Origin of the sequence: Nocardia sp. NPDC051030, from assembly GCF_040683015.1 — a bacterium.
GTDB lineage: Bacteria > Actinomycetota > Actinomycetes > Mycobacteriales > Mycobacteriaceae > Nocardia.
The window spans coordinates 324779-340435 of the sequence record NZ_JBFBCD010000002.1; the positions used below are offsets into that span (position 1 = coordinate 324779).

Below are 15657 nucleotides of genomic sequence, written 5' to 3' on the forward strand. Positions count from 1 at the left end.
GTCACGACCGTTTCTTTGATTGGCGGGGCGTGTTCAGCCGGACGGTGAAATACAGCGACACCACGATGATCGCGGCGGCCCACAGCAGCGGCGGCCCCATGAGCGACCAGGTCACCTCGCCCGCCTTGCCCAGCTTGTCGCCGCCCAGAGCGCGCAGCCCGTAGGCGAATTGGGAGACCGGCTGATTGCGCACGAAAGGCTGTACCCAGTGCGGGAATTGCTTGGCCGGGGCCAGGCCCGTGGAGAGCATGCCGAGGATCAGCGGCGGCAGCACCAGCATCTGGGTGGTGGCCTCCGGGCTCTTGGTGACGGTGCCGATGACGTCCGCACCGAGGCTGAAGGCGATGCCGATGAGCAGGCCCAGCGCGAGGAATCCGAGGGTGTGCGCGGTGCCGTCGACGAACCGGAACCCGATCAGGTGCGTGCACACCACCGCGGACACCAGCCCGATCAGGAGGCGGAACACATTGGCGGACATGCGCGCCGCGGTCGGCACCAGCGGATGTATGGGCATGGCGTCGAAGCGCCGGTCCAGGCCGGACACCATATCGGTGGCGGCGCGGAAGGCAGCGGAGATGGCGGTGAACGCGGCGGCTTGCAGGATCACGATGGGCGCGAGGAACTGGGCGTAACTGCTGAATCCCGTTCCGGCGAAGGTCATTACGCGATTGAGCGGGATGTAGAAGCTGACGCTGAAGGTGGCGGGCGCGGCGATCGCGGTGAGGATCTCCCCGGTCGTCACCGCCGGAATGATGAGCCGCAGCGTGAGTACCCACCACTGCCGCAGGGTCGCGGGGGTCGCGCGGGTGCTGGTGAGCCAGCCGTCGGCGGGCGCGCTCACGGCGGTCATGAGCGGGTCCGGTCGGTGGCGGGTTCCCTGGTGCCGGTGGGCTTCTGGAGATCGGTGCCGCCGGAGGGCAGTGACACGGTGGTCGTCCGCCGGATGCTGGGTTCGTCGTCGGGTTCCTGTTCGGCGCGGTGGCCGGTGAGTTCCAGGAACACATCGTCGAGGGAGGGGCGGCGCAAAGCGATGTCGACCAGTTCGAGTCCCGCGGCGTCGAGGCGGCGCAGGGCCTCGGCGAGGGTCTTCGCGCCGTCGGGGGCGGGGATGGCGAGGCGATCCGAATCACCGAGCAGGGCTTCGCGATTGGCGGCGGGAAGCAGATCGTCCAGGGCGGTCGCGATGGCAGGGAGGTCCTCCAGGCGCAGCGGCACGATCTCGCAGTAGCTGCCGCCGGTGCGGGCCTTGAGTTCGTCGGGAGTGCCGTCGGCGATGACCATGCCGTGGTCGATGACGATGATGCGATCGCAGAGCGCGTCGGCCTCTTCGAGGTACTGGGTGGTGAGCAGGGTGGTGATGCCGTGCTTGCGGAAGCCGCCGACGAGGTCCCACACCCCTTGGCGGCTACGGGGATCCAGGCCGGTGGTGGGTTCGTCGAGGAACACCACCTCCGGTCGCACCACCAGTCCGCAGGCGATATCGATGCGGCGGCGCATACCGCCGGAGTAGGTGCCCACGCGGCGGGAGGCGGCGGCGGTGAGGTCGAATTCCTCGATGAGTTCGTCGGCGCGGGCGCGGGCGGGGCGTTTGCGCAGGCCCATCAGCCGCCCGAACATGACGAGGTTCTCGTAACCGCTGAGTTCATCGTCGAGGGCGGCGAATTGGCCGGTCAGCATGATGCTGCGGCGCACCGCGGCGGCCTCGGTGACGACATCGTGCCCGGCGACCTGTGCGCGCCCGGCGTCGGGGGCGATGAGGGTGGACAGGATATTGACCATGGTGGTCTTTCCGGCCCCATTGGGTCCGAGAATGCCCAGCACTTCGCCGGGCGCGGCCTTGAAGGTGATGCCGCGCAAGGCGTGTACCGCGCCGAAGGATTTCTCCACGTTCTCGGCGATCACGCCGTCGACCAGTTGGCTACTCACTGTGTCTCTCCCAGGTGTTCGTCGAGGACGCGGGCGATGACCGCCAGCGCATGCGGCGCGGTCAGTTCTTCGTGCCCGACCTCGATGTCGTGATTGGCGATCTCGCCGGTGATCCAGGGCCGCCAGCCCTGCGGGCCGAAGACCTCCAAGGCATCCACGGTGGCGCTGAAATACAGTGCGTCGCCGTGGAATACCGGTCGCTGGTAGCCGGTGCGGGTGCGGGCGGAGGCGTTGTAGGAGGCCGCCATGCGCTCCAGTGTGAGCGCGTCCACCAGTCGCACGCCGCCCGTGCGGTCCTGGATGAGTTGCGCGGCCTCCTCGGCGGTGGCCTCGGCGGGCATATCGGTGATGCCGAAGACCGACCCGAAAGCGGCGACGAAGGAACCGGCGGTGAGCTTTTCGATGCTGTCGCCGTCGATATCGGTGTGATCGGCGTCCAGCAGCGCCAGGGTGCCGACCTGTGCCCCCTCGGCCGCGAGCCGGACCGCGACGGCGTGCGCGATGAGACCGCCGAAGGACCAGCCGAGTACGTGATACGGCCCGTCGGGTTGCAGGCGGCGGATCTCACGGACATAGCGTTCGGCGAAGTCGTCGATGGATTCGGCGTGCGGTTCACCGGACAGGTCCGGGGCTTGCAGGCCGTAGATGGGGCGGCCGGGGCGCAGGGCGTCGGCCAGGCCGAGATAGGTCCAGGCGATGCCGGAGGAGGGGTGGATGCAGAACAGTGCCGGTTCCTCGCCCTCGGGGCGGATGGGCAGGACCACGTCCAGGCCCATGCCGGAGGGCGAATCCGGCCGTGCGGCAGCGAGTTCGGCCTTGCGCCGCAGTTCCGCGACGTACCGCGCCTCGGTCTCGGCGGCCTCCTGTGCAGCCGGGGTGGCGGCGAAATCGGCTGCGGCCGTGAGGGCTTCGGACCACAGCTGGGCGAGCGCGGCCACTTCCGCGCGCCGGAGCAGGGTTTCGGGGTAGGTGAAGGTCGCTTGCAGGCGGTCGCCCATGACGACCGCATTGATCTCGATCTCCGCGTGCACGGGCACATCGGGATGTTCGGTGGCGTGCAGGTCGCCGAGCTGGTCGGTGGGCAGCCAGCCGAGGCCTTCGAGTCCGGCCGGAATATCGGCGGTGGCGTAGCGGCCGAGATAGTTGAACCCGATCCGCCCGGGCATGCGTTTCGGCAGCCGGGCGGCGGTCTCGGCATTGAGGTAGCGCAGCAGGCCGAAGCCGATGCCGCGATCCGGTACGGCCAGGAGCTGGTGTTTCACGGCGCGAATGGCCTCACCCATGGCGGGGCCGCCCGCCAGCGCTTCGTGGATCTCGAGGTCCGGCAGTTCGAGCCGCATGGGGTAGAGCGTGGTGAACCAGCCGAGGGTCCGCGACAGGTCCGCGCCCGGTACGACCTCCTGCTGCCGCCCGTGTCCTTCCAGGCGGATGAGCACCGAATCATTGCCCGGCAGCGGCTCGCCCCGCGTGGTCCAGGTATTGAACAGCAGTGTCCGCCAATGGGTTACGGCCACGGCCAGGCTCGCGAGCAGGGCGTCCTCGACGGTTCCGTCGAAGAGGGTGGGCAGGGTGGTGAGCAGTGCCGTGGTCACAGGTTCGGGAATCTCGATATCCACCGACCGGACCCCGATGGCGCGGTCGATCCGCGGATCGAGTTCGCGTCCGCCGATCGGTGCGTCCGGTGTGGCGGCGATATCGCGCCAATAGTCGAGTTCGGCCACCCGGACGGGGCTGTGCGCCTCGTCGCGCAAGGCATGCGCCCAGCGTCGCATGGATGTGCCGGTGTCGGGCAGGATTGCCGCGGCACCACCGCTGACCTGGGCCCATGCCGCGATCAGGTCCGGAATCAAGATTCTCCAGGACACACCGTCTATTACGAGATGGTGGGCCACCAGGATCAATCGGCCGCCGCGACCGGCCGAGGCCGGACCGGCCGGGTCGAACCAGACCAGTTGCAGCATGGTGCCGAGGGTCGGATCGAGCCGGTTCAGTGCCGAGTCGACCTCGCTGATCGCGTATTCCCGCAGTTCCACGGTATCGGCGGCATCGAATTCGATGCGGTGCAGCAGCGCGTCCACATCGACGGCGCCCGGTGGGCGCGTGTACAGCGGCAGCTCGCCGCTCTCGTCGTGCACGAGCTGGGCGCGCAGCATGTCGTGCCGATCGACGACCGCGGTCACCGTGGTGACGAGCTGTTCGCGGGTGATGCCCGGCGGCAGGTCCAGCACCGCGGTCTGTGCGAAGCGGCCGAAGTCGCCGCCGCGCTCGAGCATCCATTCCATGATCGGCGTGAGCGGCATGGGGCCCACTCCGCCGCCGGGCAGCTCCTCGAGCACGATCGCCTCGCCCGCGCTGTCGGCCAGTGCGGCCAGGGCCGCGACCGTGCGGTGCTCGAATACTTGCAGGGGGCTCAGTTCGAGGCCGCGCAGGCGGGCGCGGGACACCAGTTGAATGGCGAGGATGCTGTCGCCGCCGAGCGCGAAGAAGGAGTCGTGCACCCCGACCTTGTCGCGGCCCAGCAGTTCGGCCACGATCTCCGCGAGCGCGGTCTCGCTGGGCGTGGAGGGCGCGAGGTATTCGGTCTCGGCCTCGAATACCGGTTCCGGCAGGGCGTTGCGATCGAGTTTGCCGACGGAGTTGAGCGGAATCGACTCCAGCACAACGAATGCCGCCGGGACCATATAGCCCGGCAGCCGGTCATCGGCGTGAGCGCGCACGGTCGCGACATTCAGCTCGGTACCCGGGGCGGGCAGCAGGTAGGCGGCCAGCGCCGTGGCCCCGCCCGGTCCGGGAACACCCAGTGTGACAGCGAATTCGACGCCTTCGGCCTGGGCCAGCACCGCGTCGATCTCGCCGAGTTCGATGCGCTGTCCGCGCACCTTCACCTGGAAGTCGGTGCGCCCCAGGTACTCCAGCCGGGGTTGGCTGAGCTGCCCGGACCACCGCACCAGATCGCCGGTCCGATACATGCGTTCGCCCGCCGCGCCGTACGGGTCGGCCACGAAGCGCCCCGCGGTCAGGCCCGGTCGCGCGTGATAGCCCCGCGCCAGGGCGGGCCCGGCCAGATACAGCTCCCCGGCCACGCCCATGGGCACCGGCCGCAACCGGTCGTCGAGCACGAGGGTGGCCGCACCGCGGATGGGTCGGCCGATGGTGACGGGCCTATCGGGCCGCAGCGGCTCGGAAGAGGTTGCCCAGATGGTGAATTCGGTGGGTCCGTAGAGATTCACCAGCATCCGCCCGGGTGCCCAGCGCGCCACCAGCTCCGGCCCGATGGCCTCACCGGCGACCGCGAGCACCCGCACGCTGGTCACCACGGCGGGGTCCAGGGTCGCCAGCGCGGACGGCGTGATCACCAGGTGGGTGACCCGGTGTTCGGCGATCAGTGCGGCCAGCGCGTCCCCGCCGAACACGTCCGGCGGCGCGACCACGGCGGTGCCGCCGGAGCCGAAGGCCATCAGCGCCTCGAAGGCGGAGGCGTCGAAACTCGGCGAGGCGACCTGCAATACCCGGGAGTTGGCGTTCAGACCGAGCAGATGCCGTTGTGCCGCAACCAGATCGGCGATGCCGCGATGTGACACCGAGACGCCCTTGGGCGTACCGGTCGATCCGGAGGTGTAGATCAGCCAGGCCGGGTTGTCCGGGCGGGTTTCCGGATTCGGTCCGACACCGACGCCGCCCCGCAGATGATCGTCGATTCGGATGGTGCCGGTCTTGAGGACCGAGGTCGTGCGCTCGTCGTCCGAGTCCAGGACCATCCATTGGACGCGATCGGGCAGCAGCGGCCGGTGCGCCGCCGTGGTGATGCCGAGCACGGCCGCGGAGTCGGACAGCATGAGATCGATGCGCTCGAGCGGCAGGCGCGGATCGATGGGCAGGAACGCGGCCCCGGTCTTGGCCACCGCCCACAGTGCGGTGAGCAGTTCCGGGCCACGGGAAAGCGCCAGGGCCACCACCGTTTCCGGTCCCGCGCCGGACCAGGTCAGCTGTTCGGCAAGCTGGTCGGACTCCGCGTACAGATCCCAGTAACTGATGCTGCGACCGTCGGCGATGATGGCCGGGTGATCCGGCCGGGTGGCGGCGGTCGCGGTGAGCAGCTCGGCGAGGGTGGTGGTCTCGGCACCGTGCACGCCGCGCAACGGCACCAGGGCCGTGCGCTCGGAGTCGTCCAGCAGGTCGATATCGGAGATCCGGATATCCGGATCGGCGGTGATGGCGGTGAGTACGCGCCGCCAGCGGGTGATCAGTCGTGCCGCGCTGGCCGGGTCGAACAGATCGAGGGCATAGCTGAGGACGCCGTCCAGCCCGGCGGCGGCCGTGCCCGGATCACGCAGTTCGAAGGTGAGGTCGAATTGCGCGGCATCGCGTTCGATCGGTTCGACTTCCACCCGCAGGCCCGGGAATTCGAGGGCCGGGGTGATGAAGTTCTGCAGCGACAGCGAGACCTGGAACAGCGGGTGGTGGGCGGTGGAGCGCGGCGGGTCCAGGACCTGGACCAGGCGCTCGAAGGGAACATCGGCGTGCGCGAAGGCATCCAGGTCCGAGGTGCGGACGCCGGTGAGGAATTCGCGGAAATTGCCGCCGGGGTCGACGGCGGTGCGCAGGGCGAGGGTATTGACGAACATGCCGACCAGGTCATCCAGGGCGGCCTCGCCGCGTCCGGCCATGGCGGTGCCGATCAGGATGTCGGGCGTGCCCGCGAGCCGGGAGAGCAGCACCGCGAGCGCGGCATGTACGACCATGAACAGGCTGGTCTCGGTCTTGGCGGCCAATTCGGTGAGGGCGCTGTGCAATTCGGGCTCGATGGTGAACGGCAGATCCGCGCTGCGCATGCTCTGCACGGCCGGGCGGGGCCGGTCGGCGGGCAGCTCCAGCACATCGGGTGTCGCGGCCAGTCGCTCGCTCCAGTAGCGAACTTGCTGGGCGGCAACGGATTCCGGATCGCGGTCATCACCCAGTATTTCCCGCTGCCACAGCGAGTAGTCGGCGTACTGCACGCGCAGCGGCGACCAGCCCGGATCGACACCGAGCCGCCGGGACAGGTACGCCGTCATGAGATCGGTGGCGAGCGGTGCCATGGACGTGCCATCGGCGCTGATGTGATGCACGACCAGCACCACCACGTGGGTGGCCGCGTCCACGCGCAGCAGGCCTACCCGCAGCGGTGCTTCCCGGGTGAGGTCGAAGCCCGTCCCGGTGAATTCCTCGATCCGATTGTGCAGGTGCGCACCGTCTTCGGTCTCGATGACCTTCATGTCCGGGGCGGCGGCCTCGACGCTCACCACGACCTGACGCGGGCCGTCCGCATCGGCGGGGTAGATGGTCCGCAGCGTCTCGTGCCGGGCCACCACATCGGTGACGGCCCGGCGCAGCGCATCGGGGTCCAGGTCGCCGGTGAGCCGCAGCGCGGCGGTGATGTTGTAGGCCGCCGAGCTCGGGTCCAGGCGGTTGAGCACCCACATGCGTTGCTGCGCAGGGGAAAGCGGCACGCGATCGGGCCGGATGCGAGGTGCCAGGGCCGGACGGCCGGGCAGGTCACCCGAGGGAATCACGCGCGCGGACAGCTGCGCCACGGTCGGCGCGTCGAACAGATCACGCAGCGCGACGGTCGCGCCCAGCGCGGCATTGACGCGCGCCACCACCCGGGTGGCGCTGAGCGAATTGCCGCCGAGCTCGAAGAACGACCTGTCGATGCTGACCCGTTCGGTCCCGAGGACCTCCGCGAATACCTGGGCCACAGCGGTTTCCACCGGAGTCCGGGGCGCGAGATACCGCTCCAGCAGGCTGGTGAAATCCGGTTCGGGCAGCGCGGTGCGGTCGAGCTTGCCGACCGGCGTGAGCGGCACCTCGTCGAGTTCGAGAATGTAGCTGGGCACCATATAGCCGGGCAGCGAGGCCGCGACCCGGGTGCGCAGCAGTTCGGTATCGACCGGCTGGCCGGGCGGGCCCACCACGTACGACACCAGCACGGTCTGCCCGGTCGGTCCGGGGCAGCCGATGGTGGCCGCGTATTCGACCTGGTCGTCGGCGGCCAGGACGGCGTCGATCTCGCCGAGTTCGATGCGCAGCCCGCGAATCTTGACCTGGAAGTCGCTGCGGCCCTGGTATTCCAGTTCCAGTTCCACGCCGTCGGGGCTCTTGACCTCCACCCAGCGCACCATGTCGCCGGTGCGGTACATGCGCGTGCCGGGCGCGCCGTGCGGGTTGGCGACGAATCGTCCCGCGGTGAGCGCGAATCGGTTGAAGTAGCCGCGTGCCAGGGCGGGGCCGGTCAGGTATAGCTCGCCGGTCACGCCCAGTGGCACGGGCCGCAGCCAGGTGTCGAGCACCATGGCGGCCGCGCCGCGAATCGGTGCGCCAATGGTGATCGGTTCCCCGGCGCGCAGTTCGCCGGGGCCGGTCGCCCAGACGCTGAATTCGGTGGGGCCGTACAGGTTCACCATGCGCCGGTCGGCGGACCAGGCGGTCACCAGTTCGGCTCCGGCGGCCTCGCCCGCCACCGACAGGCAGCGCAGGTCGGCCAGGCCGCGCGGGTTCATGGTGGCCAGCACCGAGGGCGTGATCACCGCATGGGTGACCTTCTCGGCGCGCATGAGCTCTTCGAGTTCGCTGCCGCCGTACACATCCGGCGGCGAGAGCACCAGCCGCCCGCCCGCACCGTGCGCCATGAGCAGTTCGTGCACGGAGGCGTCGAAGCTGGGGGAGGCGACCTGCAGAGCGCTGGAGGTCTCGTCCAGATCCAGCAGACTCTGTTGTGAGGCAGCGAGATTGGCGAGTCCGCGATGGCTCAGCAGCACGGCCTTGGGCTTGCCGGTCGAGCCGGAGGTGTAGATCAGATAGGCGACCTGGTCGAGGGTGATCGGCCCGCCGCGTTCGGCATCGGTGATCGGTGCGTCGGAGACGGTCATGACGCGGCGAATGGTGTTGAGGTCGTCGAGCAGCAGCCAGTCGATGGTGCCCGGCAGGCTGTCGCCGACCGCGCACACCGTCACCCCGATGGGCGCGCGCGAATCGGTGAGAATGTGCTCGATGCGCTCGACCGGATAGTTGGGATCCAGCGGCAGGAAGGCGGCCCCGGTCTTGGCGAGGGCCCACACCGCGACCACCGATTCCACCGATCGGGTCAGCGCCAGCACCACGAACACCTCACGACCGACACCGCGGCGCAACAAGATCCGCGCGAAACGATTGGACCAGGTGTCGAGATCCCGATAGCTCATGGTGAGCGAGCCGGAGCTGATGGCGATCGCGTCCGGGTCCACCCGGGCTCCGGCGGCGAGAATATCGGGCAGGGTGCGCAGCGGCACCGGTTGCGGACCGCGCACCGGCAGCAGTGCCCGGCGTTCGGCGGGCTCGCAGTGCTGCAACTGGGCGACCCGGTGGTCCGGGTATTCGGCGATTTGCGCGAGCAGGTACACGAAGCGGTCCAGCAGCCGCCGCGCGCCGGTCTCGGGCAGCTCGTCGGCCATGTATTTCACGGTGACGCGCAGGCTTTCGGCTCCGTCGGCGGCGCGCTGCGGAATCACCATGAGGTTCAGGGGATACGGCGTGGCATCGGTGCCGGAGACATCCAGAATCCGCATGCCCGCGATATCCATGGCCTGGGACAGGGTTTCGCGGTCGATGGGGTAGGACTCGAACACGGTGAGGGTGTCGAACAATTCGGACAGTCCGACGGCCTGATGGATGGCCGCGAGCCCGACATGCTGATGGTCCAGCAGCCGCGCCTGCTCGGCCTGCACGCGGGCCAGCAGCTCACCGACCCGCTCCTGCGGATGCAGCCGCACCCGCACGGGCAGGGTATTGATGAACAGCCCCACCATGTCCTCGACACCGGTGAGCTGCGGCGGGCGACCGGACACGGTACCGCCGAAGATCACATCGGTGCGGCCGGTGAGCATGGCCAGCAGCAGCGCCCACGCGGCCTGGACCGCCGTATTCACCGTCGCGCCCGCGCCGCGCACCGTGGCCTCGAGCCGGGACAGCGCGTCCGGGGTGAGATCGACCGAGACCATGCCGGATTCGGTGGAGCTGATCCCGGCCAGGGTCGGGATGGCGCGGGTCGGCGAATCCACGCCCGCGAGGGCCTCGGTCCAAGCGGCCATGGAGGCGGCATCGTCCTGTTCGCCCAGCCAGGACAGGAATTCACGGTAGGAGGGCACGGGTGTGGCGGGAATCGCCTGCCCGGTCACCGCGGCCAGATACCCGGAGAGCAGCTCGCGCACCACCAGCGGCGTCGACCAGCCGTCCAGCACCAGATGGTGATTGGTCATGAGCAGCGTGTACGCCTCGGCGTCGGTGCGGATCAGGGTGAAGCGCAGCAGCGGCGCGCGAGCCAGGTCGAAGCGGGTGCCCGCGTCCACGGCGATCAGGCGTTCCACCTCCCGCTGGCGTTCGGCGGGTTCCTCGATGACGGTGAGATCGGCTTGCTGCCAAGGGAGTTCGGCGCTACCGAGCACGAGCTGGCGGGGGCCGTCGGAGGTTTCGAGGAAGGCGACGCGCAGCACATCGTGCCGGTCGAGCAGGGCTTGCGCGACACCGCGCAGCCGAGCCGAATCCACGCGGCCCGCCAGCGAGAGCCGGGTTTGCACGGTGTAGCCGTCGGCGGTGTCGGTGTCGTAGCGGGCGTGGAACAGCAGGCCGTACTGCAAGGGGGACAGCGGCCAGACATCGGTGAGGGCCGGATAGTCGCGCTCCCAGGCGTCGATGTCCGGCTGCCGCACGCTGATCAGCGGGAAGTCCGACGGCGTGTGCCCACCCGCGCCCGCGCGCCGGGCATGGGCGCCGAGGGCGGTCAGCGCCTGCGCCCAGAGCTGCGCGAACTCCCGCACCTGGGTGGCGTCGAGCAGGTGGCTGGCGTAGGCCCAGGTCACCTCGAGACCGGCGTCGGTGTGGAAGGCATTGATGTCGATGACCGCTTCCAGGGGTGCGCGGTCATCGTGGGTGGCGGCGAATCGGCTGGGCAGCCAAGGGATTTCCTCGGCCTCGGTGCCGCCGGTTCCCGCTCCGGTGCGGCCGAGGTAGTTGAAGCTGAGCTGTGGTGTCGGGGATCCGGCCAGTTCGGCGGCGCTCGCAGGGTGAAGGTAGCGCAGCATGCCGAAGCCCACGCCCTTGTCGGGGATGGCGCGCAGCTGCTCCTTGACCGACTTCAGCGCCGCGCCCGCGGCCGGGCCGCCATGGAAGGCGTCGTCGAGATCGATGCCGGTGAGGTCGAGCGCGACCGGGTACACGCTGGTGAACCAGCCGATGGTGCGGGAGATATCCGCGCCGGGCAGGATCGACTCCTCGCGGCCGTGCCCTTCGAGGGTGAGCAGGGTGTGCCGGGTCCTGCGCCACCGGCTCGCCGCCATGGCCAGCGCGGTGAGCAGTGCGTCGTCCACGCCGCAGTGGAAGCGTTCGGGCACGAGTTCGACTGCCGCCGAGGTGGTTTCGGCATCAATGACGGTCTGCAACTGCTCCATCGTGGCCGCGGTATCGAGCGCCGGGTCCAGGCCCCGGATGCCCAGCGCCGGGTCGGGTGTCCGCAGAATACGTTGCCACAGCGGCAATTCCGCCGCCCGCTCGGCCGCCTGCTCGACCTGTGCGTGCGCCCAGCGCCGGAACGAGGTCCCCACGGGTGGCAGCTCGCCGCCCGCCCACGCGGTCGCGAGATCCGGCAGCAGGATGCGCCAGGACACGCCATCGGTGACCAGGTGATGCAACACCACCCACAGCAGCGGATTCGCCTCCTCGCGCTCGATGAGCACGCAGCGGGCCACGATTCCGGCCGCCGGGTCCAGGAGATCGGCCGCGCGCTGCAGTTCCGCCTCGCCGTCGCTATCCGCTGCGGCGGTGACGATGTCGATGAGCGCGCCCGCCTCGACCGAGCCGGGTTCGCCGACGATCCAGGTCGGCTCGGCGGCGCCGGTGTCCGGAGCCTCCGGGTGGATGAGCGTGCTGCGCAGCAGATCGTGCCGATCGAGCAGCGCCTGGAACGCCGTCCTCAACCGGGATCGGTCGACATCGCGGGGGAGCGGAATGAGCACAGCCTGCGCGAAGCGGGGCCAGGTGTCGCCCTGCGCGAGCATGGCGTGCGCGATCGGGGTGAGCGCCACCGGGCCGATGGCCCCGCCCGGCAATTCCCGAACCTGCGAGGCGGTCGCATCGGTGGCCACGGCCGCGAGTCCGGCAACGGTCTTGTGCTCGAACACATCTCGCGCACGCAACCCCAGCCCGGCGGTCTTGGCACGCGCGACCAACTGAATGGCGACAATGCTGTCCCCGCCGAGAGCGAAGAAATTATCGTCCGCGCCGACCGATTCCAGGCCCAGCACCTGGGCGAATATCCCCGCCAGCAGCTGCTCGCGCTCGGTGGCCGGAGCACGGCCGGTCCCGGACTCGGTGCGGAACTCCGGCTTCGGCAGGCCACGGCGATCCACCTTGCCCGCCGGGGTGAGCGGCAGCGTGCCCAGCACCATGACCACCGACGGCACCATATGCGCCGGCAGCTGCTGCGCCACCGTGGCTTTCACGGCCTCGGGGTCGACCGTCGAATCAGCCGCGAGCACATAGGAGACCAGCGCGGTCGCGCCGCCCGGGGTGGCGGCACCCACCGTGATCGCCACTTCGACCCCCGGGTGCCGGGCCACCGCCGCATCCACCTCGCCGAGTTCGATGCGGAAGCCACGCACCTTCACCTGGGTATCGCCGCGCCCGGTGTATTCCAGTTCCGGGCGGCCATTGCGCCGCCGCCAGCGCACCAGATCGCCCGTGCGGTACAGGCGCTCGCCCGCCGCGAACGGATTCGCGACGAAGCGTTGCGCGGTCAGGCCGATGCGCTGGTGATAGCCGCGCGCCAATCCCGCCCCGCCCAAATACAGTTCGCCGATCACGCCGGGCGGCACCGGCCGCAGCCAGGGATCGAGCACGACCGCGCTGACACCGCGCGAAGGGCCGCCGACGGTGATCGGATCACCCGGTGCGAGTGGGGAACTCAAGGTGGCGGTGACGGTGGTCTCGGTCGGGCCGTAACCATTGATGACACAGCGTCCGGCCCAGCGCACGGGCAGTTCCGGCGGACAGGAATCGCCGCCGACCACCACGGTCCGCAGGCGCGGCAGGGTGTCCGGTTCCAGCGAACCCGCCACGGCCGGAGTCACATTCAGGTGGGTGACCTCGAGCGCGCGCAAGACGCGGGCGAGCTCCTCACCCGCGTAGGCGGCGGGCGGCACCACGGCCACGGTCGCGCCGACCGCGAAGGTGACGAGCAATTCCTCCACCGAGATGTCGAAGCTCGGCGAAACCGCGTGTGCCATCACCGCATCCGAGCCCACCCCGAAGGCGGCCCCGGACCCGGTCACCAGATTGGCCAGGCCGCGATGGGTGACGCCCACACCCTTGGGCAGACCGGTGGAACCCGAGGTATAGATCAGATAGGCGAGCTGATCCACCCGCACGGGTGCCAGGCGATCGGCATCGGTGACCGTCGTGGCATCGGCTGCCGCCATGGCCCTCTCGGTCTCCGCGTCGTCGAGAACCAGCCACCGCACCCGATCCGGCAGCGCGGTGCGCGCCGCCCCCACGGTTACGCCCGCCACCACACCGCTGTCGGTGATCATGTGCTCGATGCGATCGACCGGATAGCTCGGATCGATGGGTACGAACGCCGCGCCGGTCTGGGCCACCGCGCACATGGCGAGCACCGATTCCGCCGAGCGCGGAATCGAGATGGCCACGGCCCGTTCGGGTCCCGCGCCGTGGGCGATCAGTACCCGCGCCAGCCGGTTGGTGTATTCGGTGAGTTCGCGATAGGTGAAGACGGTGCCGTCCACGCGCATGGCGATCGCGCCGGGCGCGCGGGCGGCACCGGAGTGCAGGATCTCGGGCAGGGTGCGCGGGCGCGCTCCGGTGCGGCCGCGGGCCGGAACCAGTTCGGCGCGCTCGGTATCGGTCAGCGCCGCCACCGAGGACAGCGGGCCCTGCGCTCCGGCGGCCAGGAAGCGGTGCAGGAATTCCAGGAAGCGCGCGTGCAGGGTGACGAGGTCATGGTCGTCGTAGCGGTTCGGGTTGGCCTGGAAGTCGATATGGGTCTGTTCGCCGCCGACGCCCGGATACACATTGACGAACAGATCGTCGATGAGTCCGGAGGTGAGCACGTTCAACCGGCCGGTCACCCCGCCCAGGCGGATGCGGGTGTCGGCGAGCATGAGGTTGACGGTCGGCCCGAATCCGGCGACTTCGTCCATGGCCCAGCCGAGATCGCGGATGATGTCTTCCTGCCGATACCGCTGCCTGCGCAGCGCCGCGGTGAGTTCACCCTGTGCGGCGCGAATCAGATCGCCGACCGTGGCGGCGGGTGCGGGCCGCAGTCGCAGCGGCACCACATTGGCGACCATGCCGCCCGAGCGCCGCAGTGTGGCGGTGGTGCGGCCGGAAACCGGCAGGCTCAGCACGATTTCGCCGCTGCCGGTCATGGCTCCGAGATACGCGGCGAAGGCGGCCACCACCACGGGCGCGGCGCTAGTGGAGAGTTCCGCGGCGACGGCATCGAGCAGTGATGCGGTCTGCTCCGGCAGTGCGCCGCTGAGCAGTCGTGGGTGCGCGTCGACCGCCCCGGTGCGGCGGCCCAGACAGACCGGTTCGGCCATGCCCTGCAGGTGGGTGCGCCAGTACTCCCGGTCGGCCAGCAGTCGATCCGAATTGCGGTATGCCGCATCGGCTTCCACGATCCTCGGCAGCGGTTCGGCCTTACCGGGCGGAATTTCGCGGCCCTCGATGGCCGCGTTGTAGATCTCGGAGGTGCGCTGCAGCATGGTCAGCGCGCCGACGCCGTCGAGCAGAATGTGGTGGAAGCGCGAGTACCAGAGCCAGCGGTCCGGGCCCAGGCGCAGCATGACCATGGTGCACAGCCGATCCCGGGTCATATCCAGGGGTGCGGTGTATTCGGCGCGCATCCAGGTCCGCGCGGCCGCTTCCGGATCGGGCGCATTGCCGAGGTCGATGGTGTCGATGGTGTCGTCGAGGGTGGTGTCGACGAGTTGCCAGGGCAGTTCGTCGATTTCGAGCAGCCGCAGGTATCCGGTGCCGAATTCCCGGCCCGCCTGCCGTGCCGCGTCCGACAGCAGCCCGGCATCGATCGCGCCCGTGAGCTCGACGTACTGGGCGATGGAGATCGGGGTGTCACCGGCTAAGTGCTGGGCGAACCAGATGCCGCGTTGGGCCGCCGATAAGGCGAAGGCGTCCGCGGGCAGTGCAGGAGTGGAATCGGACCGGTCGGAGCGGAAAGCCATACTGGGACATCCTGCGGGGTTATGAGATTCGGCGGGGTCAGGAGGCCTTCCGCGCCGTATGGAGTTCCGCGTCGGTCAGCGGCGCGTCGGAGCCGGTGAGGTACTGCACCAGGGTGGAACGGTCGTCGAGCGCCAGCCAGTGGCCGCGGTCGGCGAAGCGGTCGCGGTCTTCCTTGACGGTGATGCCGAAATCGACTCGGGCGCCGGTGGTTTCGGTGGTGAACGGAACCAGGGCGGCTCCGGTCTTGGTAATGGCCAGGCGGGCCACGCTGGACTCCAGCTGCGGGGTCCCCGCGATCGCGATGCGCACGCCGGGGCGGGCTCCGCGGCTCAGCAGCATGCGGGCCAGGCGGTTGCTCCAGCGCTCGAGCTCCGCGGAGGTCAGCTCGCAATCCGTGGTGGTGGCTACGGGCGATTCGGCCTGCTTGCACATCGTAATCATCCTCTCGGAACTGCGACTTCG

At 69.7% G+C, this 15657-nt stretch carries 4 protein-coding genes; all 4 read right to left on the reverse strand.

Annotated elements, in window-relative coordinates; all coding sequences use genetic code 11:
• Position 1: 1 nt before the first annotated feature.
• From AB0N05_RS06050 to AB0N05_RS06065, 4 genes are read right to left on the reverse strand one after another with little or no spacing between them, the layout of a single operon-like run.
• Entirely contained in the window at positions 2-850 is an 849-nt protein-coding gene (locus tag AB0N05_RS06050; RefSeq protein WP_364688116.1) for an ABC transporter permease, read from the reverse strand.
• Positions 847-1926 carry an ATP-binding cassette domain-containing protein gene (locus AB0N05_RS06055; RefSeq protein ID WP_364688118.1) on the reverse strand — a complete coding sequence of 360 codons (1080 nt, stop codon included), beginning with the start codon at positions 1924-1926 and terminating at the stop codon, positions 847-849. The genes AB0N05_RS06050 and AB0N05_RS06055 overlap by 4 nt, the downstream gene beginning before the upstream one ends.
• Positions 1923-15194, reverse strand: a complete 13272-nt coding sequence (locus AB0N05_RS06060) for an amino acid adenylation domain-containing protein (RefSeq protein ID WP_364688120.1) — start codon at positions 15192-15194, stop codon at positions 1923-1925. Before AB0N05_RS06060 ends, AB0N05_RS06055 begins: the two co-directional genes overlap by 4 nt.
• Positions 15195-15231: 37 nt before the next feature.
• Positions 15232-15627, reverse strand: a complete 396-nt coding sequence (locus tag AB0N05_RS06065) for an AMP-binding protein (protein WP_364688122.1) — start codon at positions 15625-15627, stop codon at positions 15232-15234.
• Positions 15628-15657 lie beyond the last annotated feature (30 nt).